Raw genomic sequence first — 22,313 nt, forward strand, 5'->3', positions numbered from 1 at the left:
ATCCTAGTCCCGGCAGGCTCGGCCTGGTCTGCCCCGGGTGTGGCAATGTAAGACCCATGGCACGCATCGAGGATTATGCAATGGTCGGCGATCTCCACACCGCGGCCCTGATCAGCACCGAAGGCTCCATCGATTGGCTGTGCCTGCCGCGCTTCGACTCTCCGGCCTGCTTCAACGCCCTGCTGGACACACCGGAGGCGGGTCGCTGGCTGCTGGCTCCGGAGGGCGGCGGTGAATGCACGCGGCGGCACTACCGCGAGGGCACGCTGATCCTGGAAAGCGAGTGGGAGACGCCCACCGGCACGGTCAAGGTCATCGACTTCATGCCGCCGCGCGACGAGGTGGCGGACATCGTGCGGATCGTGGTGGGGGTCAGCGGTACAGTCCGGATGCGCGGCGAGCTGGCGCTGCGCTTCGACTACGGGCACATCGTTCCCTGGGTCCGCCATGACGAGCACGGGATCCACGCGGTGGCCGGACCCGATGCCGCGTACCTCGTGACGAAGGCGCCGCTGCGGGGCGAACGGCTGCACACCATCAGCGACTTCACCGTCAAGGCCGGGGAGCGGGTGCCGTTCGTGCTGACTTGGACGCCGAGCCACCTGTACCGCCCGCGCGCCGTGAACCCCGAGGCAGTCCTCGCATCCACTGATTCCTTCTGGCAGCGCTGGTCCGCCAAGTGCACGGTCACCGGCATTTACCGCGAGGCCGTCCAGCGCTCGCTGATCACCCTGAAGGCACTGACTTTCGCACCGACCGGCGGGATCGTGGCGGCCGTGACAACGTCCCTACCGGAAGAGCTGGGCGGCACGCGCAACTGGGACTACCGTTTCTGCTGGCTCCGCGACGCCACCCTGACACTCCAGGCGTTGCTGGCCGCCGGCTATACGGAGGAGGCCGCCTCCTGGCGGGACTGGCTGCTGCGGGCCGTGGCCGGAGACCCTGCTGACCTGCAGATCATGTACGGAATCCACGGCGAGCGCAGGCTGCCGGAGGCAGAGCTTCCCTGGCTGCGGGGCTACGAGGACTCAACTCCGGTGCGGACAGGAAACGGCGCGGCCGACCAGCTGCAGCTGGACGTCTGGGGTGAGGTATTGGACTGCCTGTCGCTGACCCGGAACTCGCTCCTGAAACACACGGACGAATCCTGGGACGTCCAGGTGGCACTGATGGAGCATCTCGAGAAGAACTGGGACCAGCCGGACAACGGACTCTGGGAGATGCGCGGACCGCGGCGGCACTTCACCCACTCAAAGGTCATGGCGTGGGTGGCGGCGGACCGCATGGTCAAGGGCATCCGGGATTTCGGCCTGACCGGCCCGGCGGACCGCTGGGAGGAACTGCGCGACACCATCCACGCCGAGGTGATGGACAAGGGCTTCGACGCCGAACGCAACACTTTCGTGCAGTCCTACGGGCGCCCCGAGCTCGACGCCAGCCTGCTGCTGATCCCGCGGGTGGGATTCCTGGCGCCGGATGACCCGCGCGTGGTCGGAACGATCGAGGCGGTCCAGCACGAACTCACGCACGACGGCTTCCTGCGCCGTTACAAGCCGGAAGAAAGCGATGACGGTCTGCCCGGCGGGGAAGGAGTGTTTCTCGCCTGCTCCTTCTGGCTGGTGGAAGCGCTGCTGGGGGCGGGCCGGCACCACGAGGCCGAGGAACTGTTCGAGCGGCTGCTGGCGCTGCGCAACGACGTGGGACTCCTCAGCGAGGAGTGGAGCGTTGAGGACGGGCGGCAGCTCGGCAATACCCCCCAGGCGTTCAGCCACTTTGCCCTCGTGATGAGCGCGCTGGAACTGCATGAAGATGGTGTGCACCGCAGCGACACCCCGCTCCAGGGACACTGAACGGCTTCCGGAAGTCATAGTCAGCGGCCTTCAACCACGGAAGTCCTTCCAGATCTTGAGGAACTCCGCCTCCGAACTGGCCGCCAGGCTCTCTTCCCTGGCGTGCAGCCGGCCGTAGCTGAAGCCGTTCTCGCCGCTGGGCAGGGAGCGCAGGCCCAGCTCGGCCAGCAGGGTCCGGGCCACCACGCTGTCGTGGTGGAGCCCGAGGGTGGTTTGGATCCTGCGCGCCGCCTTGGCCGCCTTCCGGATCCGCTTTCCCGCCCGGCGTCCGCCGACGGTGACCGCCAGTTCGGCGGAATAGCGAAGCCGCTTCGCCGCCTTGCGGACCTCGTGCAGCTCTGCGTCCCGGGCGCGGCCCTGGGATGCCGGGGGAAGGTCCGCCACGGCACGGGCCAGGCGGGCGGTTTCCCTGGCAACGAACTTCCGGAAGGTCCTCTGCGGGGGACGGGACGCCTTCTGCGACAGCCGGTCCGCGGCGAGCAGCGTCCCGAGACTGAGGAGCAGCCGGTCATAGCGCTCGCTGCCGAGTGCCTCGAGGGCGCCCTGATGCCCGGCCGCCGCTGCCGCATCCAGTTCCTCGTCGATGCGCTGGGCGGCCTGGCCCGAGGTCAGCTCGTCGGGCTCGGAGGCGAGCAGTTCGCGGAGACGGGCTTGGACGACGCCGGGGTCACGGGCAGCGCCCAGCGCTCCGGAGAGCCAGCGCAGCTCGGACCGGACGTCCTCTGCGTCGCCGGCAGCGAAAAGTTTACGGGTGGTGGCCAGCAGGGAGCGGATCCGGCGGGCCGCGACGCGCATCTCGTGGATGGATTCGGCCTGGTTTTCCCGTACTCCGGGGGCATACCGCCGCAGTTCAGCGAGCTGTTGTCCGAGGTAGCTCAGCAGAGCCTCACCGGCGGTGGTTGCCATGCTTCACTTTACTTCTTGGATGCAAGGCCCCGGCTGTCCCCGGCCGCCACTACAGTGGGTCCATGAATCCAGTGGGGGATGACGGCGTGCGGCCTGCCCGGAGGAAGCTCTTTGCCCGGCTGGCGGTGCCATTGCTTGCCGTGGCGCTGCTCCTGGCGGGACGGATTTTGATCACTCTGCCGGTGCGCGCGGAAAACTTCGGCTGGTTCGCCTATGCGCCGCTTTCCCAGCAGACCTTCCAGGTCCAGGGCCTGATGCTGATCGGGATGGAGACGTGGGCGGGAATCGTGATGATCAGCCTGGGGCTCCTGATCCTCGCGTTCTGGACCGGATACCGCGTCGGCAGGTCCAGCGGGCAACGCTGGAAGGGGTAGCCGCGGTCAGCCCAGCAGCCCCAGCTGGTCCGGGGTGTCCAGGTCCGCGCCGCCGGATTGGATTTCCACCAGGTCGATCAGCGCGGGGTGGGCGTGCAGGAAATGGCGGGCACCGGCGTCGCCCGTGGCTGCCTGCGCCGCCGGGGCGCGCAGGGTGGCATCCAGCAGCAGTGGGTGTCCGCGCCGGGGGGTGCCCGATACGTCAGGGTAGGCCGCGGCGGTGACCCGGCCTGGGCGGTGCGCGGCAAGCAGGGCCCGCACTGTTGCGGGGGTGAGGCCGGGCTGGTCCACCAGCGCCACCAGCACGTGGTCCCCCGGCCGGGCTGCGTCCACGCCCAGCCGGAACGAGCCGCCCATCCCGTCCTGCCACGCCGGGTTCACCACCACGGTGTGTCGGCCGAGAGCTGTCCGGCCCAGCACCCGCTCAGCCTCCGCGCCGAGCACCACAACCACCTCGCGGCAGCCGCCGTCGAGCAGGACGTCGGCGAGCACTTCCACCAAGGTGCGCCCGCGGAATGGCAACAGTGCCTTCGGCCCGAGTCCCAGCCGTGTCCCCGCCCCGGCGGCGAGGAGCACAGCGGTGGTGGTGCCGGGGTCCGCGAACTCGCTCATGGCCACACCCTATCGCCGCCTCCCGCCGTGAGATGACAGCCCACGGCATTGTTTTGTGCCGAATACTGCCGTGACGTGCCATCTCGGCATACGCTTGCCGGGAACCGTCCCGCCGTTACCCAGGAGTCCCGCATGACACGACAACACCAGCTCGGCCGGGTAGCGGTCGTCACCGGCGCAGGCTCAGGGATCGGCAGGGCGGTGGCCCGGCTGATGCTGGCCGAGGGCTACCGGGTGGTCCTCGCCGGCCGCCGGGAGGCGCAGCTGCTGGAGACCGCAGCGGGCCATGCCCAGGCCCTCGCCGTTCCGTGCGACGTCACGGTGGCCGACGACGTCCAGCGGCTGTTCGCCGCGGCCCTGCAACGCTGGGAACGGGTGGACGTGCTGTTCAACAACGCGGGGGTGTTTGGCCCCGCCGCCTCGGTGGACGAGATCAGCCTCGCGGACTGGGACGCGACCGTGGCCGTGAACCTCACCGGTTCCATGCTGTGCGCGGCTGCGGCGTTCCGGGCCATGAAGGCGCAGTCCCCGCAAGGCGGGCGGATCATCAACAACGGCTCGATCGCTGCCCATTCACCCCGGCCGCGGACCGTGGCGTACACGGTCACCAAGCACGCCATGACCGGGCTGACGAAGAGCATTGAACTGGACGGCCGCGGCTTCGGCATCAGCTGCGGGCAGATCGACATCGGCAATGCTGCCACGGAACTCATGGAGGAGATCGGCGTCGGGTCCGGTGCGATGCAGGCCGACGGCAGCCGCCGCGCGGAGCCGACGTTCCCGGTGGACGACGCCGCCCGTGCCGTGCTGCTGATGGCCGGGATGCCGGCGTCGGCCAGTGTAGGGTCCGTGGTGATCACCGCAGCGGGAATGCCGTTCATCGGGCGCGGCTGAGGCGGGAGGCTGCGGTGCCTCCGGACCTGTCCCTCTAAAGCGGCAGCAGCCCGGACTAAAGCGGCAGCAGCCCGGACTAAAGCGGCAGCAGCCCGGACAGGTCGGCCCGGAGCCCGGAAGCGGCGACGCGGCCGGCGGCGACGGCGTCCGCCCAGCTCAGCTGTCCGCTGACCATGGCCAGCCAGGTGCCGGCGTCGCACTCGATGACGTTCGGGGGCGTGCCGCGGGTATGGCGCGGGCCCTCCACACACTGCGTCACGCCGAACGGCGGGACGCGGACTTCCACGGAGTTGCCGGGTGCCCGGGCCGTGACTTCCTCCAGGGAGTAGCGCACCGCCGTCGCGAGCGTGCTGCGGGAGACGGCGGCGCTCGCAGAGACAGGGTCCGGAGAGGCTGGGTCCGGAGAGGCAGGGCCGGTGTTGGCTTGCAGCCAGGCGGCCAGCGCCGAGCGGCCGTCCTCTACCGGGATCCGGCGTCGCGCAACAGCCATGCCGCGCCTAGTCCAGGAGGGCCGAGACGGCGCGGCCCAGGCGGATCTTGCCCACCGGCCGGCCCCCGCCGAGCACGGGCTCGACCACCTTGTCCAGCACACTGGAGACCTCGGGGATCTCGACGGCGCCGGAGGCCGCAAGCAGGGTCAGGCCCACGAGCGTCGTGGCCCGGATGTTGCCGTCGAGGACCTTGATGGCGACGGAGACGCCCTGGCGGGTGGCCATCACCAGTACGCCCTCGGCGCCGATCTTCGCGAGGATGCCGAGCTCGTCCATGACGATGGTGTTGCACCCGCCGCGGCCCTGCACCGCCCACGGGTAGTCCAGCATGGAGGTGGCGATGGTGGCGGCGCGGGCGTTGGAGTTCTTGTCCCCGGGGGCCTTGGCCAGTCTCGAGAACGCCCGGGCCAGTCCGGTCAGCGAGACGGCGGCCACCGGGGCGCCGCAACCGTCAATGCCGAGATGGGCGATGCTTTCGCCGCAGTACTCCTCGATCACGGAACGGATCCGCTGCTGCAGGGGGTGGTTCGGCTCAAGGTAGCTGTGGGTGTCCCAGCCGTTCTCCGTGCAGGCCCAGAGGAACGCGGCATGCTTGCCGGAGCAGTTGAAAGCCAGCCGCGACTTGCCGCGCTCGGAGTGGACCAGCCAGTTCCGTGCGGTCTCGTCCTGCGGCCAGTCGGCGGGGCACTGCAGCTGCTCTTCCTTGACCCCGGCGGCCTTCAGCATGCCCTCGACGACATCCATGTGGTCCAGCGAGCCGAAGTGGCTGCCGCAGGCGATCGCCACCTGGGCGCCGCGCAGGGGCACGCCGGACTGCATGGCGGCGAGGGCCTGCAACGGCTTCAGAGTGGACCGGGCGAAGATGGGAGTGGTGATGTCGCCCAGTTCGGTGACGACAGTGCCGTCCGCAGCCATCACCACGGCGGAGCCGATGTGGCGGGACTCGACGAAGCCACTGCGTTCAACGACTGCCAGTTCAACGGCGGAATCGACTGTGAAGGTGGCATGCGGATTCAGGGGCATATGGCCAGTCTAAGGTGCCTCAGGGGGATACCCCGGTTATTCCACGGTCACCATCACCGACTGCCAGCCGGAGGCGCCGTCGGGTACCGGATCCGCGCGCTTGTCCGTCTGGAGTTCGCCGGTACCGTCCGTGGCGCGGGCCTTGATGTAGTGCGGGCCCGGGGTGGCGTCCCAGTCGAAGGACCACTGCCGCCACGTGATGAGGGAAGCCTCGTCGGAGAGGGTGGCCGCGGTCCAGGGGCCGTTGTCGATCTGCACCTCGACCTTGGTGATTCCGCGGGTCTGGGCCCAGGCCGTACCGCCGATCGCCACGCGCCCGGCTGGGACCTTGGCGAAGGACTTGGGGACCTCGACGCGGGCCATGGTCTTAATCGGGCCGCGTTCGGACCAGCCGCGCTGGGTCCAGTACGCTCTGCTGTCGGCAAAGCGGGTGACTTCGAGGTCCACCACCCATTTGGTGGCGGAGACGAAGCCGTACAGCCCGGGAACCACCATGCGCACCGGGTAGCCGTGTTCGAGGGGGAGGGCCTCGCCGTTCATGCCGATGGCGAGCATGGCGTCGCGGTCATCCGTCAGCACCTCCAGCGGGGTGGAGGCGCTGAAGCCGTCGATGGAGGTGGAGAGCACCATGTCCGCGCCGTCCTTGGGGCGGGCCATCTTGAGCACTTCACGGAGGGGCATGCCCAGCCACTTGGCGTTGCCGGCAAGGTATCCGCCGACCGGGTTGGAGACGCAGGTCAGGCTGACGTGGGATTCGATCAGCTTTGCGTCGAGCAGGTCCTGGAAGGATAGCCGGACCTCCCGCTCCACCAGGCCGTGGACGCGCAGTTCCCAGTCCTGGGCGTCGATCTCCGGCACGCTCAGGGCGGTGTCGATCCGATAGAAGTCCTTGTTCGGCGTCAGCCATGGTGTGACGCCGGGGGCCTTGGACTGCACGCCGGCGGGCACGGCCGGCGCGGCCTTCGCCGGGGCGGGCAGCTGCAGGGACCCGCGGGCCTGGGCCACGTTGCTGCGGGCCGCGCTGAGCAGCCGGCCGCCGGTCGCGGCAATCGCGGAGGCGGCCGCCGTCAGGCCGGTCGCGGCGAAGAAGGCGCGCCGGCTCGTGGCGGGCCGTTCGGGTTCCTTGGCGGCGACATCCGAGGCCGTGTCCGGCCATGCGCTCATCCGCCACAGACGCGTGATCAGGAGCCGCAGCACGATCAGCCCGGCGGCGGTGCCGAGCAGCGACGGAATCGCGTCCACCGGCTTGACGCTGGCCCGGGTCACCACACTGGCGACGATCACCGCGCCCATCAGCAGCACTCCGGCCACCCCGAGGGCCCACTTGCGGTAGGCCACCACGCCCAGTACACAGGCGAGCAGCAGGATGGTCACCGCCATGCCGGCGAAGAGGGCGGCCTTGTCGTTGGTGCCGAAGGTGGCGATCGCGAAGTCCTTCATCCACGGCGGCGTGAAGTCGATGAAGGTCGAGCCAAGGGCGATCAGCGGCATCGCCCGCGCCGTGAAGAAGGCGCCGATCAACTCGGCAACGGACAGGACGACGGCGGCCGCGGCCACGCCGGCCAGTGCGGCCAGGGCGGTGGGACCGGCGAGCCGCTGTGGGGTCTGCTGCCTGGAGTGCTTCTGCGTGGGCTTCTTCATACAGGGTGTTCGTAGCCGGACGCCCCGCGGATTGTCCCCGCCCCGCGGGACATGCCCTCCCCTCGCGCGCAGGGATGGACATGGTGGCATTATGTCCAGTGCCTGCGGCCAGGACTGGGCATGTCCCGCGTCCGCGGGCGCTGAAGAGTGGGCATGTCGCGTGCCTGCGGCCAGGACTGGGCATGCCCCGCGTTCGCGGGCGCTGAAGAGTGGGCATGTCCAGCGGCAGACACAGCTTAGGAGCCTGCCCGGTCCACAAAGTACCCTTGGGAACTGTGAAGGTACTTGTCATCGGCCCCGGCGGCCGCGAACACGCCATTGTCCGATCCCTGCTCGCAGACCCCAACGTTTCCGAGGTCCACGCGGCCCCGGGCAACGCCGGCATCAGCAAGCTGGTCCCCACACACGCCATCGACGCGAACGACCCCGACGCCGTCGCGGCCCTGGCCACGAAGCTGACGGTCGATCTCGTGGTGGTGGGTCCCGAGGCGCCCCTCGCCTCCGGAGTGTCCGACGCCGTCCGCGCCGCCGGGATCCCGGTGTTCGGTCCCGGCAAGGCCGCCGCCCAGCTGGAAGCCTCCAAGGCCTTCGCCAAGGAAGTCATGGCCGAGGCCGGTGTTCCCACCGCCATGGCCCGCGTGGCCGGAAATGCCGAGGAAGCCGCCGACGCGCTCGACATCTTCGGCGCCCCCTACGTGGTGAAGGACGACGGCCTGGCCGCGGGCAAGGGCGTGGTCGTCACGAACAGCCGCGACGAGGCCCTGGCGCACGCGCAGAGCTGCTTTGACGCCGGCGGCACCGTGGTGATCGAGGAATTCCTCGACGGCCCCGAGGTCTCCGTGTTCGTGCTCTGCGACGGCCGCGACACGGTGGCGCTGTCCCCGGCCCAGGACTTCAAGCGCATCTTCGACAACGATGAAGGCCCGAACACCGGCGGCATGGGTGCCTACACCCCGCTGGACTGGGCCCCCGAAGGCCTCGTCCAGGAGGTCCTCGACCGCGTCGCCCAGCCCACGGTCAACCAGATGGCCCACCGCGGCACGCCGTTCGTCGGCGTGCTCTTCGTCGGCCTGGCACTGACCTCGCGCGGAACCCGCGTCATCGAATTCAACGTCCGCTTCGGCGACCCGGAAACCCAGGCCGTCCTGGCCCGGCTCAAGACGCCTCTCGGCGGCCTGTTGATGGCGGCCGCCAAGGGCGAACTGGACAAGGTCCAGCCGCTGCGCTGGTCCAAGGAGTCTGCCGTCGCCGTCGTCGTCGCCGCCGAAAACTACCCAGGAACGCCGCGCACAGGGGACCGGATCCGCGGGCTCAAGAAAGTCGAGCAGATCGAGGGCGTCCACGTCATCCATGCCGGCACCAAGCTCGACGCCGAGGGCAAGGTGGTGTCCGCCGGCGGGCGCGTGCTCGCCGTGGTGGCGCTGGGAACCGATCTCGTCGAGGCCCGGGAACGGGCGTACGACGGCGTCGAGCTGGTCCAGCTGGAGGGCAGCCAGTTCCGCACCGACATCGGCGGCAAGGCCGCCCGCGGCGAGATCAAGGTCACGACGCCCGGCGCCCCGGCGGCCACGAAAGCGAAGGCATGAGCATGACCACGCCCGATTCCTCCCGCCCGGAAGCCACAGGACCCACCTCGTCTGCGCCTAGGGGCGGCCTGGACACCGCGACCCTGGACCTGCCGGGCTGGACGCACGTGTACTCCGGCAAGGTTCGTGACCTGTACGTTCCGGTGGATGAGACTATTACCGAGCGGATGGGCCACGAGTGTGTCCTGGTGGTGGCCAGCGACCGGATCAGCGCCTATGACCACGTCCTGGCCAGCGAAATCCCGGACAAGGGCCGCATCCTCACCCAGCTGAGCCTGTGGTGGTTCGAGCAGCTGGGCGTGGAGCACCATGTGCTCGCGTCCACGGTCGACGGCGGGGTTCCCGCCGCGGTGGAAGGCCGCGCGATGATCTGCAAGAAGCTGGACATGTTCCCGGTCGAATGCATCGCCCGCGGCTACCTCACCGGTTCCGGCCTGGCCGAATACCGGGAGTCCGGCACCGTGTGCAGGATCCCGCTGCCGGAAGGCCTGGTGGACGGGTCCCGGCTCGCCGAGGCGATCTTCACCCCCTCGGCGAAGGCCGAGGTGGGCGAGCACGACGAGAACATCACCTATGACGCCGTCGTCGGCATGGTCGGCGAGGACATCGCCGCCCGCCTGCGCGAACTCACCCTGGAGATCTACACGAAGGCCGAGGAAATCGCCCGCGGCCGCGGCATCATCCTGGCCGACACCAAAGTGGAGTTCGGCTTCGACGTCGCCAACGGGGTGATCACCCTGGGCGATGAGGTGCTCACCCCGGACTCCTCCCGGTTCTGGGATGCCGGCACGTATGAACCCGGCAGGGCGCAGCCCTCCTATGACAAGCAGTACGTCCGGGACTGGCTGACCTCGCCCGAATCGGGCTGGGACAAGTCCTCCGACACTCCTCCGCCCGCGCTGCCGGCCGACGTCGTCGCCCGTACCCGCAGCCGCTACGTGGAGGCGTACGAAAAGCTCACCGGCCGGACCTTCGCCTAGCCGGGGCCGGCGGAGGCCCGGCCCGCCGGGACGCAACCCCGGCGCCGGCGGAGGCCCGGCTAGGCTTCCGCCGAGGCGGCGGCCGCCGCGCGGCGCTGCGCCAGCCGGATTTCCAGCACGGCGTCCATGGCCTGCTGGACCCGGTCGGAGGCTCCGGCGGCGCTGAACTCGTTCTGTGCCTCCTCGAGGTAGACGAGGGCCTCGGCGGCTTCCCCGGCGGCCTTGAGCGCCTTCCCGAGCAGCAGGGACACCTCGCCGGCGGTGTGCCGGGCCAGTGCCTCGCGCTCCGCATGGATCTCCCGCAGTCTCTGCACGGCTGCCACGATGTCGCCGGTCAGGTAGAGCCAGCGGGCGCGGATGAATGCGACCTCGAGCTGGTCCGTCTTGTTGCCGCCCACGATCGAGAGCGCCAGTTCGGCGCGTTCGATCGAGGACAGGGTCTCCGGCTCCACGATCCCCGAGGACAGCCGGACGGCGGCGGAGGCCTTGTTGAACCGAGCCCAGAGATCAATGTCATTGGCGGGGGAGAGCAGCTTCGCGGCACGCTCGTGGTGCTTGATGCCCTCGGGATAGTCGTGGCGCATGAAGGCGACGTTCCCGATGACCCAGGCCACTTCGCCGGCGAGCTGCGTCATCGACTGGTCGTCCATCTGCTCGTTCATGGCCTGGCAGTACCCCCACGCCTCATCCAGCCGTCCGCTCTCGGCCAGGGCGCCGATGAGCGCACGCAGGGCACCGATGACCATGGTCGAGCCCTTGGGCAGCTGGGAGCAGAGCCGCACCGCTTCCTGCGCATGCCCGACGGCGGCCGTCAGCTGACCTTGCCCCTGCGAGGCGGCGGCGAGCATCTGCTGCGCCCTGACGCCCAGGCCCGCCGATTCCGCGGCCAGGGGGTGGTCCAGGAGGTGCTGGACGACGTTCTTGCACTCCTGCCACAGCCCCTGCTTGATCAGGCATTCGGCCTGCATGTAGGTCATGTTCCACCACGCGCTGGTGTTTTTGGCTTCCTGGGCGATCTGAGCGGCGTTCGCCGCGTGCGTGGCCGCCAGCGGGTAGTCCCGGAGGTCCCAGGCCTGCCGGGCGTACAGGCCGGCGAGCACGTACTCGGCGTCGCTGACGGACACGGGATGGCTCCAGGCCTCCAGCGCCTTGGGCGCGAGTTCGAGCCGGCGGGCCAGCTCCTCGATGACCTCTGCGGTGGGTTCGCGGCGTCCGGTTTCCAGCAGCGAGATGTAGCTGGGCGAGTACAGGTCCCTGCCCAGTTCCGCCTGGGTTAGGCCGCGTTCCAGCCGTTCCGCGCGGAGCTTCTCCCCAAATCCGTTCCCCACGGACACCTCCTAATTCCGGACATTCTTTGTACTAAATGCTTGACAGTCCCTGTGGAAATCATTTTACAATGTATGTCAACAAGGGTAGTGCTTACTTGGTAAAGGACCCCGACCATATTGAGGAACTCTATGTTGAAGAAGATTGCAGCCGGCGCCGTCCTGGCCGGCGCCCTGGCTTTCTCCGCTGCGGCTCCGGCCGTTCTGTCCGCTGGTTCCATCGCCGACAACGCCGGTATCACGGCCGTCGGTAACTGGCCGGATCCGATGCGAGCCCCCCAGGCGGTAGGCAACTGGCCCGACCCCATGTCCTACCCCACCAACGTCGGCAACTGGCCTGACCCCATGTAACTTCCACGATATGTAACTTCCACAGCTAGGCGTAACAGCCCCGGGACATCCGTGAACCATGTCCCGGGGCTGTTTCTTTGGTCAAGGACCGCCCGCCCCGTCCCGACGGCGCGGCACGCAAAGAAGAGGGCCCTCCGAATGGAAGACCCTCTTCTTGATTGGTCGGGATGACAGGATTTGAACCTGCGACCTCGTCGTCCCGAACGACGCGCGCTACCAAGCTGCGCCACATCCCGATCCGCTGCTACAAAAGCAACTTCACAAGAGTATCCGATTGGAGCCCCGGATGCGAAATCGGCTGGCGTCCCGGCCCCCGGAACGTCCCGGTGCAGGCACGGCCGCGGCACAGCTGGCGGCTCAGACCAGCGAGTCCTTCCACGCCCCGTGCAGCTGCGCGAAGCGCCCGCCGCCGCCGATCAGTTCCTCGGGGGTGCCGTCCTCGACGACCCGCCCGTCGTGGACCACCAGGACCCGGTCCGCGGTCTCCACCGTGGACAGGCGGTGCGCAATGATGAGCGCCGTCCGGCCGGCGTCGCCGCCGTTGCCCTGCAGCAGGCCCGCGAGGCCGGTCTGCACGAGGCGCTCGGACGGGATGTCGAGCGAAGACGTCGCCTCGTCAAGGATCAGCACCGCGGGGCGCGCCAGGAAGGCCCGGGCGAAGCTGATCAGCTGCCGCTGCCCGGCCGAGACGCGGCCGCCGCGCTTGTTGACATGGGTGTCATAGCCCTCCGGGAGGGCCTGGATGAACCCGTGGGCGCCCACGGCCCGGGCCGCGTCCTCGATCTCCTGCCGGGAGGCCACGGGCCGGCCCAGGGCGATGTTGTCCGCCACCGAGCCGCTGAACAGGAACGCCTCCTGGGTGACCATAACAACGTTCCGCCGCAGATCCGCCGTCGTGAGCCGGCGCAGGTCCACGCCGTCGAGGGTGAGGGAGCCGGAGGAGACGTCGTAGAAGCGGGCGATCAGCTTGGCCAGCGTGGATTTCCCGGCGCCGGTCTGGCCCACCAGGGCAACGGTCTGTCCGGCGGGGATGTGCAGGTCCATCGTCGGGATGATCACCGGGCCGTCCCCGTAGCGGAATTCGACCCCGCTGAAGTCGATCGCGCCCTTCGCGTCGTGCAGGGCGACCGGGTCCTTGGGCGGGCGGATGGTGGGGACCTCCTCGAGCAGCCCGGAGACCTTTTCAAGGGCCGCCTGGGCGCTCTGGAAGGAGTTGTAGAACATCGCCATCTGGTCCACCGGCTGGAAGAAGCGCTTGGTGGACAGGATCAGGGCCAGCAGCACGCCGACGGCGAGCTCGCCGCCGAGCACCCGGAAGCCGCCGAAGAGCAGCACAACGGCGGCGCAGACGTTCCCGATCAGCACCAGGCCGGGCTGGAAGATGCCGTTGAGGTTGATCGACCGGACGGTGGCCTTGCGGTAGTCCTCGGAGAGCTCGGTGTAGCGTGCGGAGTTTTCGTGTTCCTTGCGGAAGGCCTTGACCGCGCGGATCCCCGTCATGGTCTCGACGAAGTGCACGATCAGCCGGGCCGAGACCACGCGCGATTCGCGGAAGGCGATCTGCGAATGCTTCTGGTACCAGCGGGCCAGGAAGTACATCGGCACGCCGGCGGCCAGCACCAGCAGCCCGCTGCGCCAGTCGAGCGCGAAGATGGTGGCGGCCGTGAACACCATGAACAGCATCCCGGACGCGAGCGAGCTGACGCCGGAGTCCAGGAGCTCGCGCAGCGCCTCCAGATCCGAGGTCTGCCGGGCGATGATCCGTCCGGAGGTGTATTTTTCGTGGAATTCCAGGCTCAGCCGCTGGGTGTGCCGGAAGACCCGGACCCGCAGGTCCAGCAGCATCGCCTGGCTGAGTTTCGCCGTCGAGGTCACGTACAGTGCGGTGAGGCCCGCCGTCGCGACGGCGGCGGCGAGGTAGGCGGCGCCCGTGAGCACCAGCGGGAGGTTGTCGCCGCCGCGCAGGGCCGGCAGGGCGCGGTCGATGCCGAAGGCGATCAGTGCCGGTCCGGCCACGCGCGCGGCCTGGGAGAGCACCACCGCGGCGATGGTCAGCCAGAACCGGCGCCGGACCGGGCGGATCAGGGAGCGCAGCAGGGCCAGGGACCGGCGCTGGACGGTCTTGCTCTCGCTCCTGGACAGGTGCGCGTTGTCCTCGTTGGCGGTGCCGAAGGTTGCGCTGCTCATCGGGAAATCTCCTCGGCCTCGAGGGCTGACAATTCGGAGTCCTGCAGTTCGGAGTCGAGGTCCCGCGGTTCCGGGTCCAGGCTGGCGATCACGTAGCGGTAGTGGCTGTTCTGCGCCAGCAGTTCGGCGTGGGTGCCGACGGCGGTGATTCGGCCGTCCTGCAGCAGCGCCACCCGGTCAGCCAGGGCCACGGTGGACGGGCGGTGGGCGACGACCAGCGTGGTGGTGTCCGCGAGGACCTCCCGCAGCCGGTGCTCGACGAGTTCCTCCGTATTCACGTCCAGGGCCGAGAGGGGATCGTCGAGGACCAGCACGCTGGGCCTCGCGGCGATGGCCCGGGCCAGGGCGATGCGCTGCCGCTGGCCGCCGGAGAGGCTGAGCCCTTCCTCGCCGATCAGGGTGTCGAGCCCGTCCGGCAGGGAGTATGCGAAGTGGGCCTGGGCGACGTCGAGCGCCTCCTCCAGGGCTTCCTCGCGGCGTTCCGCCGAGCCGGTGCCGGCGGCGCCGAGCAGGACGTTGTCCCGCACGGAGCTGGAGAACAGGGTGGTGTCTTCGAAGGCCACGGCGACGACGGTCCGCAGTTCCTCGACGCTGAACTCGCGCAGGTCCACGCCGTCGATCGTGATCGAGCCGTCCGTGACGTCGTAGAGCCGCGGCACCAGCTGGAGCAGGGCGCTTTTGCCGCTGCCCGTGATGCCCACCAGGGCCATGGTTTCCCCCGGTTTGATCTCCAGGCTGATGTCCTTCAGGATCGGTTGGTCCGGGGCGTCCTCGAAGGCGAACGTGGCGCTGCGGAAACTGAGGGCGCCCCTGAGTTCGGCGGGGCGGCGCGGGCGCTCCGGGCTGGTGATGGCGTTGACCGAGTCCATGACCTCGAAGTGGCGGTCCACTGCCGTCTTGGCGGTGAGCGCCATGGCGAGCAGCATGCCGCAGAACTCGACCGGGGCCGCGATCACGGCCGCGGTGGCGAAGAACGCGACCAGCGCTCCGATGCTCAGTTCGCCGGAGGAGGCCAGCAGGACGCCGGCGACGAGACCGGCGCCGAGGGCCAGCTCGGGCAGCAACGTCACGACGAGGCTGAAGGCGGCCAGATGCCTGGCCTTGGCGATCTCGGTCTGGCGGAGTTCCTCGGCCTGTTCGTTGAAGTTCTCCAGCGCCTCCCGGCTGCGGCCGAACGCCTTGAGCACGCGGATGCCGTGGACGGACTCCTCCACCGTGGTGGCGAGGTCGCCGGCCTGGTCCTGGCTGCGGCGGGCGACCTCGCTGAAACGGGTGCGGAAGCGGAAGCCGTAGATCATGATCGGCACCGCGGCGGCGAGGAAGATCAGGGCCAGCTGCCAGCTCATTGAGAACATCACGACGACGCCGATCGCCACGGTCAGGGTGGTGACCACGAGCATGATCGCGCCGAAGGCCATCCAGCGCCGCAGGAAGTTCAGATCGGTCATGGCGCGGGAGAGCAGCTGCCCGGAACCCCAGCGGTCATGGAAGGACACCGTGAGGTCCTGCAGGTGGCCGTACAGCGACACCCTCATCCGGGTCTCGACGGTGGTGGCGGGGTTGATGACGAACTGCCGCCGCAGGGCCACGAAGCCCGCTTCGGCCACACCCAGGCCCAGGATCACGAGTGAGGCGATCCAGACCGCGTCCGCATTTCCTCCCGGGCGGAGGGATTCATTGACCAGGACCCGAAGCACCTGCGGTATGGTGAGCGCCACCACGCTGGCCAGCAGCGCACAGAGCAGGCCCATGACGAGCCGCGGCAAAATCGGCCTGACGTGGGGATAGAGACGGCTGATGGAGGAGAAAAAGGGAGTCTGCTTGGCCATGCCTGCTTCTTAAAACGCGCCCGCAAAATATCTAACGCAACTGGATGTAGTTTCCTTTAGCAACTACCCTAGGCCATCGGGTGACCGGGTTCACACGAAATCGGACAGCATCAGGATCTCGCCTAGTAATTACATTCCGCAATGGCCGCCCGGCGTGCCCGTCCGTGGGACATGCCCAGCCCTGGCTGCGTGGAGTGGACAGAGGCCGCCCGCCCGTGGGACATGCCCAGCCCTGGCTGCGTGGAGTGGACAGAGGCCGCCCGCCCGTGGGACATGGCCAGCCCTGGCTGCGGGGAGTGGGCATAAGCCCGCTATGTCCATCCGTGGGCACTTGGGGAGGGCATGTCCAGCGGTGGTGTCAGGTGCGGGAGGTCAGGGGCGGGAGGTCAGGGTGAGCAGCACTGCCTCGGGTCTGCAGGCGATGCGGACCGGGGCGAAGCGTGAGGTGCCTATCCCGCCGGAGACGTTCACCGGCGTCGTGCGTCCGTTGCTTTCCCAATCGTTGAGTCCCTTGGCGCGCCACGTGGGGAGGTCGCAGTTGGCGACGAGGGCGCCGTAGCCCGGGAGGCAGATCTGGCCGCCGTGGGTGTGTCCGGCGAACAGCAGGTCCGCCCCGTCGTCGGTGAAATGGTCCAGGACGCGCTGGTACGGGGCATGGGCGACGGCGATGCGCAGGTGCGCTGACGCGTCCTGGCCCTTGGTGCCGCGCGGCCAGCCCGCGTAGCGCTCGAGGCCCAGGTGCGGATCGTCCACACCGGAGAAATCAACGCGCAGGCCCTTGACCACGAGCGACTGGGACCGGTTGGTGAGGTCCACCCAGCCGCCCATCCCGAAACCGGAGCGCAGCCGCGGCCAGTCCAGCTCGACCGGGTTCTGGCGCTCCCCGGACGGACCGCGTAGGTAGGAGGCGGGATTCCTGAGCTCCGGGCCGAAGTAGTCGTTGGAACCGGGCACAAAGACGCCCGGGAACTCCATCAGGGGCTGCAACGCCTGCAGCAGGGGTTCCACCGCCTTGACATGGCTGAGGTTGTCCCCGGTGTTCACGACGAGATCGGGCTTCAGCTCCGCCAGCGAGGCGAGCCACCCGGCCTTCCGGTGCTGGCGGGGCACGAAGTGGATGTCGCTGAGGTGCAGCACCCGGATCGGACCGTGGCCCGGCGGCAGGATGGCCAGGGATTCTTCGCGCAGGACAAACTGGTTCTTCTCCCACAGCCCGTAGCCGACGGCGGCCGCCCCGGTCGCTGCGCCGACCGCCGCGGTTACGGCAAAGCCGCGCCCGATACCTCGGACGCGGCCTGCCAGCGTGGTTTCCCCGGCCACCGGCTACTTCTTCTTGTCGCTGGGGCTCGGTGACGGCTTCGGTTTGTCGGTGGGCGACGCCTCGTCTTCTTTGGCCGGCGGCGTCGTCGGGCGCACGATCGGAGCCGGACCGGTGACCAGGTTGGACGGTGGGGCAGGGAACGGGTTGGTACCGTACGCCGGCGCCACCTGGGCCATGTAGTTCGAGAACTGCGGCCCCGCGATCATGTAACCGTCGATGCCCTTGTAGAACTTGCCGTTGATCGTGATGTTACGTCCGAACCGGTCCTGGGCGCCGAGGGCATCGCCGAACCAGGACGCCGTCGCCAGGCCGGTGGTGAATCCGACCACCCAGGTGGAGTTGTTGGGGTCGTTGGTACCGGTCTTGGCCGCGATGGGGAACGTGGTCCGGGTGGAAATCCGCGGCTGGATCAGGGAGCCGGAGCCCCGGTTGAGGACTTCCTGGAGGGCGTAGCTCACGCCGCGCGCAACTTCCGGCTTGATCGCGTCCCGGCAGTTCGTGGCCTGGGCAGGAAGCTGGGCGCCGCTCTGGTCCGTCACCGACTCGATGGCGATCGGCTCGCAGTACTTGCCGTCATTGGCGAAGGTGGCGAACGCGCTGGCCATGGTCAGCGGCGAGGTCTGGGTGGCGCCGATCAGGTTGGAGAGCCTGGTCATGGGGACCGGTTCGTTGGTCTGCCCCGCATGGATGCCCACGGCGTCCACGATCTTCTGGATTCCGCAGAGGTCCACCTGGGCCGCGGTGGCGAACGTCATGGTGTTGATGGAGTTCGCCAGGCCGTCGAGGATGGACATGTTCTTGTAGTAGCCCTCCTCGGCGTTCTGCAGGTCATCGGCCGCACCCAGGCCCTTCTCAGCGGTGTTATAGGCACCGTCCTTGGGGGCGGGGCAGGTGTTCCTCCACGGGAAGTTCAAGGGGTAACGCCGCGCGGCACCATTGAGGACGGTGTTCATGGACTTGCCCTCATTGAGCCACTCCGCGAAGGTGAAGGGCTTCATCGTGGAGCCCGGCTGGAAACCGCCCAGGCCGTTGAGGTCTCCGCCCTGGGCGTCCTTGGAATCAACGTTGAAGTTGATGACGTTGTTGAACTTTCCTTCGGCTTCCAGCCATTGCGTGTTCTGGGCCATGGAGACGATCTTGCCCGAGCCCGGCTGCACGGACACCAGCGAGGCCCCCCACTTGTCCGGGTTGGCGCCGGCGGAAGCGTCGACCTGGGTCTGGGCCACCGCCTGGGCATTGGGATCGAGCGTGGTCTTGATGGTCAGGCCGCCGCGGAAGATCTTCCGCTCGCGCTCTTTGGGGTCGGCGCCGTAGGCCGGGTTGTTCAACAGCAGGTGCAGCGCGTAGTCGCAGAAGTACGGTGCCGTCGTCGAGTAGGCGCAGCCCTGGCGCGGCTGAGTGACCTTGGTTTCCACCGGCGTCGCCACGGCGGCGTCATAGTCGGCCTGCTGGATCTTGCCCTGGCTCAGCATGGAATGCAGCACGAGGTCTCGCCGGACCTTGGCATTGTCCGGGTTGGTGATGGGGTCATAGAAGGACGGGCTGTTCACGACGCCGGCCAGCAGCGCGGCCTGCGGAAGGGTGAGGTCCTTGGCCGTGGTGCTGAAAAAGAATTTGGACGCGGCTTCGATGCCGTAGGCGTCCCGGTTGAAGAACACGATATTCAGGTAGCCCTCAAGGATCTGTTCCTTGGTGAACTTCTTCTCCAATGCGATGGCGAGCTTCATCTCCCGGAGCTTGTCCCCGACGCCCTTGTTCACGCCGTTGAGGAGGACCTCGTCGCTCTTGCCCTCGGCCTCGAGGGAGGAGTTGATGACGTTGTTGACGTACTGCTGCGTGATGGTCGAGGCGCCCTGTTTGTTGCCGCGGGCGGTGCTGACGAGAGCGCGCAAAATGCCGGTGGTGTCCACGCCGCCGTGCTCGTAGAAGCGGCTGTCCTCGATCGCGATGACCGCGTCCTTGATGTACGGGGACATCTGGTCCAGCGACACGCGGGTGCGGTTTTCGGCGTAGAGGTTGGCGATCACGCTGCCGTCCGAGGCCAGGATGGTGGTCGCCTGGCTGGGCGGGTCCACCTTGAGCTCGGCCGGAAGAGTGTCAAAGAATTTGATCGACCCGCTGGCGGCACTGCCGGAAACAGCAGCCGCCGGGACCAGCAGCCCCGCCACCAGGACGCCACAAAGGGCGCTCACGCCCAGGAAAAGAAGGATCTTTCCGAGGGTGGTGGCCGAGTCGAATAAAGGGTTCTTACCAGTCGCCATGTTTTCCACTTTAGCCGCAAGGACTAGGCTTTAGCTCATGACCAAATGGGAGTACGCCACGATTCCGCTCATTATCCACGCTACAAAGCAGATCCTGGACCAGTGGGGCGAGGACGGCTGGGAGCTTGTCCAGGTTGTTCCGGGACCTGACGGAAACGGCCTGGTTGCCTACCTGAAGAGGGAGAAGCAGTAGCCATGAGCACGCCAGCAGCGGCCACTCCGGCGACCCCGGAACGCCCCGAAAACACGGACAGCAACACCGCAAACACGGGCGCGTCGTCCGCCGTCGAGCAACGGCTGGCCGAGCTCGGCCTGACCCTGCCGGAGGTCGCCGCCCCGGTGGCCGCCTATGTCCCGGCCGTCATTTCCGGCAACCACGTCTATACCTCCGGCCAGCTGCCGTTCATCAACGGCAAGCTCGAGGCCACCGGCAAGGTCTCCGCCGGCACGGAGGGTACCTCGGACGAGCCCACCGTTTCCCCGGAAGCGGCGAAGGACTACGCGGCCGTGTGTGCCGTGAACGCGCTGGCTGCGGTGAAGAGCGTCATCGGAGACCTCGACCGCATCACGCGGATCGTCAAGGTCGTCGGCTTCGTCTCGTCCGATCCGTCCTTCACCGGCCAGCCCGGCGTCATCAACGGTGCCTCCGAGCTGCTGGGCAAGGTCCTCGGGGACGCCGGCCAGCACGCACGTTCGGCCGTCGGCGTTTCTGTCCTGCCGCTCGACTCTCCCGTTGAAGTCGAACTGATCGCCGAATTCGCCTAGAGGGCCGGTCACTTCCCTTGCCTCAGTTAGCCCGACGCCTGTTCGTTCTTCCCCCGGATCTTGAGGGGGCGGCCCGCAGCTGGATTGAACACGGCGAAAGGACGCCCCGCGCCGCCCGCTTCGCGTCCTCCGTGGTCCTCCTGCGGGATTCGCCGACCGGCCTGGAGACCTGGCTGGGTTACCGGCCGGGATCTTCGCCGCTGGGCGTGCTGGCCTTCCCGGGAGGCTCACTGGACGCGTCCGACGACGACGCCGTCGGCTGGCTGGGCCCCTCGCCCCAGCATTGGGCCGAGCAGATGGGGACGGCCGACGTCGGGCTGGCGCGCCGCCACGTGGTGGGTGCCATCCGTGAGCTGTTCGAGGAGGCCGGCATCCTGCTGGCCGGGCCGGACCTGTCCAGCACGGTGGAGGCGACCTCCACCGCCGACTGGATGCGCGCGCGCGAAGCCGTGGCCGATCAGGAGAAGTCCTTTACCGACGTGCTCGCCAAGCGCGGGCTCTCGGTGCGGACCGACCTGCTGAAGCCGCTGGTCAACTGGCTCAGCCCCGATTTCGCCCACCGCCGGTTCAACACCCGCTACTTCGCCGCCACCGTGCCCGTGAACCAGCGGCCCTCACTGCTGGCCAGCAAGGGCGTGTGGGGCCGGTGGGTCTGCGTCCGCAAAGCCATCAACGAGCGGGACACGACGGTGCTCGGCGACGAGGTGGGCCAGGAGAACACCGTCGGGCTGCCCCTGGGTCAGCTCCTGGTGCCCGGCTCCGAGATCATGCTCGAGAAAATGGCCGCCGCCAACGGCTGCATCGCGTACCTGAGCTACAAGCGCAAGGCCCACGTATACCAGCCCAAGCTCGTCGAGGAAGAAGACGGCCGGCTCATGCTCGAGGTGGAGGCCGCGAAGACCGTCGCCGGCGAGCCGCAACGGGAACGCTGACCAGGCTCCTTGCCACACGGTGACCGGCTCTGTGCCCTCAGCCGGGACCGGGCCCGCGGGCATGCCCCATCTTCGACCGCACCACTGGACATGCCCTCCGCTCATCCAGCCGTCCGAGGGACATGCGCTGCCCTTCCCCAGCCCGGTGGACATAATGGCATTATGTCCACTCCTCGCCGCCAGGACTGGGCGCGTCCCGCCGACCCGGTCGCCGGGACTGGGCATGTCCCACGGGGTGGGCTTAAACGCCGAAGGCCGGCTCCGTTCTGACGGGCCGGCCTTCGTTTTGCGCTGAATACTGTCAGCGGGAGCGCTGGCGGAGGCGCTGCATGTCGAGGATGACGACGGCGCGGGCTTCGAGGCGCAGCCAGCCGCGCTGGACGAACTCGGCGAGTGCCTTGTTGACTGTCTCGCGCGATGCGCCGACCAGCTGGGCCAGTTCTTCCTGGGTCAGCTCGTGGGCCACCAGGACGCCGTCGGTCGCGGGGCGGCCGAAGCGGTCGGCGAGGTCCAGCAGGGCCTTGGCCACACGGCCGGGGACGTCGGAGAACACGAGGTCGGACAGCGAATCGTTGGTGCGGCGCAGGCGGCGGGCCAGCGCCTGCAGCAGCTGTGCGGAAACTTCCGGGCGCGTACGCAGCAGGGCGTTGAGGCTCTCGTTCTTCAGCCCGGCCAGCCGCGTTTCCGAAACAGCCGTAGCCGTGGCGGTGCGGGGGCTCGGATCGAACAGCGCCATTTCGCCGAACAGCTCGCCCGGGCCGAGGATGGCGAGCAGCGACTCGCGGCCGTCAGGGGATGTACGGCCGAGCTTCACCTTGCCGGACACGATGAAGTACAGCTGGTCACCCTGGTCGCCCTCCCGGAATACCGAGGCTCCGCGTGAGAGATCCACCTCGGTGAGCTCGTCCGTCAACAGACGGAACGCCTCGTCGTCGAGCGTGGCGAAAAGGGGTGCACGGCGCAATACCTCGATGTCCATGAAATC

The 22,313-nt window shown here is 68.5% G+C and carries 20 protein-coding genes and 1 tRNA gene; 9 read left to right on the plus strand and 12 right to left on the minus strand.

The annotated features are described in order from the left end of the window. The first annotated feature begins 56 nt into the window (after positions 1–56). Positions 57–1,850, plus strand: coding sequence for a glycoside hydrolase family 15 protein (locus ACVWZ8_RS11060; protein ID WP_426979273.1), 1,794 nt, complete (start codon positions 57–59; stop codon positions 1,848–1,850). A 30-nt stretch (positions 1,851–1,880) separates the two neighbouring features. Here ACVWZ8_RS11060 and ACVWZ8_RS11065 read toward each other — a convergent pair whose 3' ends face one another. Beyond that, the gene (locus ACVWZ8_RS11065; protein WP_456504662.1) at positions 1,881–2,756 is read right to left on the minus strand and encodes a CHAD domain-containing protein; all 876 of its coding nucleotides are present in this window, start codon (positions 2,754–2,756) and stop codon (positions 1,881–1,883) included. A 62-nt stretch (positions 2,757–2,818) separates the two neighbouring features. Here ACVWZ8_RS11065 and ACVWZ8_RS11070 point away from each other — a divergent pair, with 62 nt between their 5' ends. After that, complete coding sequence (locus ACVWZ8_RS11070; RefSeq protein WP_456504663.1) at positions 2,819–3,130, plus strand: hypothetical protein; 312 nt, start codon at positions 2,819–2,821, stop codon at positions 3,128–3,130. A 6-nt stretch (positions 3,131–3,136) separates the two neighbouring features. On the opposite strand, the gene nboR is transcribed toward ACVWZ8_RS11070, so the two are convergent. Beyond that, on the minus strand, positions 3,137–3,742 hold the full coding sequence (gene nboR / locus ACVWZ8_RS11075) for a nicotine blue oxidoreductase (protein WP_426979270.1): 606 nt from the start codon (positions 3,740–3,742) through the stop codon (positions 3,137–3,139). Between the two features lie 132 nt (positions 3,743–3,874). Here nboR and ACVWZ8_RS11080 point away from each other — a divergent pair, with 132 nt between their 5' ends. Beyond that, entirely contained in the window at positions 3,875–4,636 is a 762-nt protein-coding gene (locus tag ACVWZ8_RS11080; RefSeq protein ID WP_456504664.1) for an SDR family oxidoreductase, read from the plus strand. Positions 4,637–4,712: 76 nt separating this feature from the next. Here the strand turns inward: ACVWZ8_RS11080 and ACVWZ8_RS11085 are convergent, their stop codons facing one another. The 3 genes from ACVWZ8_RS11085 to ACVWZ8_RS11095 are packed head-to-tail and all read right to left on the minus strand — an operon-like array spanning position 4,713 to position 7,791. Next, on the minus strand, positions 4,713–5,126 hold the full coding sequence (locus tag ACVWZ8_RS11085; RefSeq protein ID WP_426979268.1) for a sterol carrier family protein: 414 nt from the start codon (positions 5,124–5,126) through the stop codon (positions 4,713–4,715). A gap of 7 nt (positions 5,127–5,133) precedes the next feature. Continuing rightward, complete coding sequence (locus tag ACVWZ8_RS11090) at positions 5,134–6,150, minus strand: asparaginase (protein WP_426979267.1); 1,017 nt, start codon at positions 6,148–6,150, stop codon at positions 5,134–5,136. Between the two features lie 36 nt (positions 6,151–6,186). Beyond that, on the minus strand, positions 6,187–7,791 hold the full coding sequence (locus tag ACVWZ8_RS11095) for a molybdopterin-dependent oxidoreductase (protein WP_456504665.1): 1,605 nt from the start codon (positions 7,789–7,791) through the stop codon (positions 6,187–6,189). A gap of 275 nt (positions 7,792–8,066) precedes the next feature. Between ACVWZ8_RS11095 and purD the strand changes: the two genes are divergently transcribed. Together purD and ACVWZ8_RS11105 are read left to right on the plus strand one after the other, a co-directional pair. Next, on the plus strand, positions 8,067–9,377 hold the full coding sequence (gene purD, locus ACVWZ8_RS11100) for a phosphoribosylamine--glycine ligase (protein WP_426979265.1): 1,311 nt from the start codon (positions 8,067–8,069) through the stop codon (positions 9,375–9,377). Then, complete coding sequence (locus ACVWZ8_RS11105; protein WP_426979264.1) at positions 9,374–10,357, plus strand: phosphoribosylaminoimidazolesuccinocarboxamide synthase; 984 nt, start codon at positions 9,374–9,376, stop codon at positions 10,355–10,357. Before purD ends, ACVWZ8_RS11105 begins: the two co-directional genes overlap by 4 nt. 59 nt (positions 10,358–10,416) lie before the next feature. On the opposite strand, the gene ACVWZ8_RS11110 is transcribed toward ACVWZ8_RS11105, so the two are convergent. Then, positions 10,417–11,685 carry a helix-turn-helix domain-containing protein gene (locus ACVWZ8_RS11110; protein ID WP_456504666.1) on the minus strand — a complete coding sequence of 423 codons (1,269 nt, stop codon included), beginning with the start codon at positions 11,683–11,685 and terminating at the stop codon, positions 10,417–10,419. A gap of 129 nt (positions 11,686–11,814) precedes the next feature. Between ACVWZ8_RS11110 and ACVWZ8_RS11115 the strand changes: the two genes are divergently transcribed. Beyond that, positions 11,815–12,033, plus strand: coding sequence for a hypothetical protein (locus ACVWZ8_RS11115; RefSeq protein ID WP_426979262.1), 219 nt, complete (start codon positions 11,815–11,817; stop codon positions 12,031–12,033). 159 nt (positions 12,034–12,192) lie between these two features. Here the strand turns inward: ACVWZ8_RS11115 and ACVWZ8_RS11120 are convergent. From ACVWZ8_RS11120 to ACVWZ8_RS11140, 5 genes are all read right to left on the minus strand, one after another. Continuing rightward, a tRNA-Pro gene (locus ACVWZ8_RS11120) sits at positions 12,193–12,269 on the minus strand. Between the two features lie 121 nt (positions 12,270–12,390). Further along, positions 12,391–14,220, minus strand: a complete 1,830-nt coding sequence (locus ACVWZ8_RS11125) for an ABC transporter ATP-binding protein (RefSeq protein WP_456504667.1) — start codon at positions 14,218–14,220, stop codon at positions 12,391–12,393. Continuing rightward, complete coding sequence (locus ACVWZ8_RS11130; RefSeq protein WP_456504668.1) at positions 14,217–16,049, minus strand: ABC transporter ATP-binding protein; 1,833 nt, start codon at positions 16,047–16,049, stop codon at positions 14,217–14,219. The genes ACVWZ8_RS11125 and ACVWZ8_RS11130 overlap by 4 nt, the downstream gene beginning before the upstream one ends. Positions 16,050–16,421: 372 nt before the next feature. Continuing rightward, entirely contained in the window at positions 16,422–17,369 is a 948-nt protein-coding gene (locus ACVWZ8_RS11135; protein WP_456504669.1) for a metallophosphoesterase, read from the minus strand. Between the two features lie 3 nt (positions 17,370–17,372). Continuing rightward, positions 17,373–19,631, minus strand: coding sequence for a transglycosylase domain-containing protein (locus tag ACVWZ8_RS11140; RefSeq protein ID WP_456504670.1), 2,259 nt, complete (start codon positions 19,629–19,631; stop codon positions 17,373–17,375). Between the two features lie 37 nt (positions 19,632–19,668). Here ACVWZ8_RS11140 and ACVWZ8_RS11145 point away from each other — a divergent pair, with 37 nt between their 5' ends. The 3 genes from ACVWZ8_RS11145 to ACVWZ8_RS11155 are packed head-to-tail and all read left to right on the plus strand — an operon-like array spanning position 19,669 to position 21,328. After that, positions 19,669–19,824, plus strand: a complete 156-nt coding sequence (locus ACVWZ8_RS11145) for a DUF4177 domain-containing protein (RefSeq protein WP_009359196.1) — start codon at positions 19,669–19,671, stop codon at positions 19,822–19,824. Between the two features lie 2 nt (positions 19,825–19,826). Beyond that, positions 19,827–20,396 carry a RidA family protein gene (locus tag ACVWZ8_RS11150; RefSeq protein WP_456504671.1) on the plus strand — a complete coding sequence of 190 codons (570 nt, stop codon included), beginning with the start codon at positions 19,827–19,829 and terminating at the stop codon, positions 20,394–20,396. Positions 20,397–20,413: 17 nt separating this feature from the next. Continuing rightward, complete coding sequence (locus ACVWZ8_RS11155; RefSeq protein WP_456504672.1) at positions 20,414–21,328, plus strand: NUDIX hydrolase; 915 nt, start codon at positions 20,414–20,416, stop codon at positions 21,326–21,328. A 301-nt stretch (positions 21,329–21,629) separates the two neighbouring features. Here ACVWZ8_RS11155 and ACVWZ8_RS11160 read toward each other — a convergent pair whose 3' ends face one another. Next, positions 21,630–22,307: a Crp/Fnr family transcriptional regulator gene (locus ACVWZ8_RS11160; RefSeq protein WP_011693220.1), complete on the minus strand. Its 678-nt coding sequence runs from the start codon at positions 22,305–22,307 to the stop codon at positions 21,630–21,632. Positions 22,308–22,313 lie beyond the last annotated feature (6 nt).

The organism is Arthrobacter sp. UYCu723, assembly GCF_054059215.1.

Excerpts from the sequence above, each read along its gene's own strand:
- ACVWZ8_RS11085 (WP_426979268.1), bottom strand. The coding sequence starts at position 5,126 with ATGGCTGTTGCGCGACGCCGGATCCCGGTAGAGGACGGCCGCTCGGCG.
- ACVWZ8_RS11080 (WP_456504664.1), top strand. The coding sequence starts at position 3,875 with ATGACACGACAACACCAGCTCGGCCGGGTAGCGGTCGTCACCGGCGCA.
- ACVWZ8_RS11070 (WP_456504663.1), top strand. The coding sequence starts at position 2,819 with ATGAATCCAGTGGGGGATGACGGCGTGCGGCCTGCCCGGAGGAAGCTC.
- ACVWZ8_RS11145 (WP_009359196.1), top strand. The coding sequence starts at position 19,669 with ATGACCAAATGGGAGTACGCCACGATTCCGCTCATTATCCACGCTACA.
- ACVWZ8_RS11125 (WP_456504667.1), bottom strand. The coding sequence starts at position 14,220 with ATGAGCAGCGCAACCTTCGGCACCGCCAACGAGGACAACGCGCACCTG.
- ACVWZ8_RS11150 (WP_456504671.1), top strand. The coding sequence starts at position 19,827 with ATGAGCACGCCAGCAGCGGCCACTCCGGCGACCCCGGAACGCCCCGAA.
- ACVWZ8_RS11140 (WP_456504670.1), bottom strand. The coding sequence starts at position 19,631 with ATGGCGACTGGTAAGAACCCTTTATTCGACTCGGCCACCACCCTCGGA.
- nboR (WP_426979270.1), bottom strand. The coding sequence starts at position 3,742 with ATGAGCGAGTTCGCGGACCCCGGCACCACCACCGCTGTGCTCCTCGCC.
- ACVWZ8_RS11065 (WP_456504662.1), bottom strand. The coding sequence starts at position 2,756 with ATGGCAACCACCGCCGGTGAGGCTCTGCTGAGCTACCTCGGACAACAG.
- ACVWZ8_RS11060 (WP_426979273.1), top strand. The coding sequence starts at position 57 with ATGGCACGCATCGAGGATTATGCAATGGTCGGCGATCTCCACACCGCG.
- ACVWZ8_RS11095 (WP_456504665.1), bottom strand. The coding sequence starts at position 7,791 with ATGAAGAAGCCCACGCAGAAGCACTCCAGGCAGCAGACCCCACAGCGG.
- ACVWZ8_RS11160 (WP_011693220.1), bottom strand. The coding sequence starts at position 22,307 with ATGGACATCGAGGTATTGCGCCGTGCACCCCTTTTCGCCACGCTCGAC.
- ACVWZ8_RS11130 (WP_456504668.1), bottom strand. The coding sequence starts at position 16,049 with ATGGCCAAGCAGACTCCCTTTTTCTCCTCCATCAGCCGTCTCTATCCC.
- ACVWZ8_RS11090 (WP_426979267.1), bottom strand. The coding sequence starts at position 6,150 with ATGCCCCTGAATCCGCATGCCACCTTCACAGTCGATTCCGCCGTTGAA.
- ACVWZ8_RS11105 (WP_426979264.1), top strand. The coding sequence starts at position 9,374 with ATGAGCATGACCACGCCCGATTCCTCCCGCCCGGAAGCCACAGGACCC.
- ACVWZ8_RS11115 (WP_426979262.1), top strand. The coding sequence starts at position 11,815 with ATGTTGAAGAAGATTGCAGCCGGCGCCGTCCTGGCCGGCGCCCTGGCT.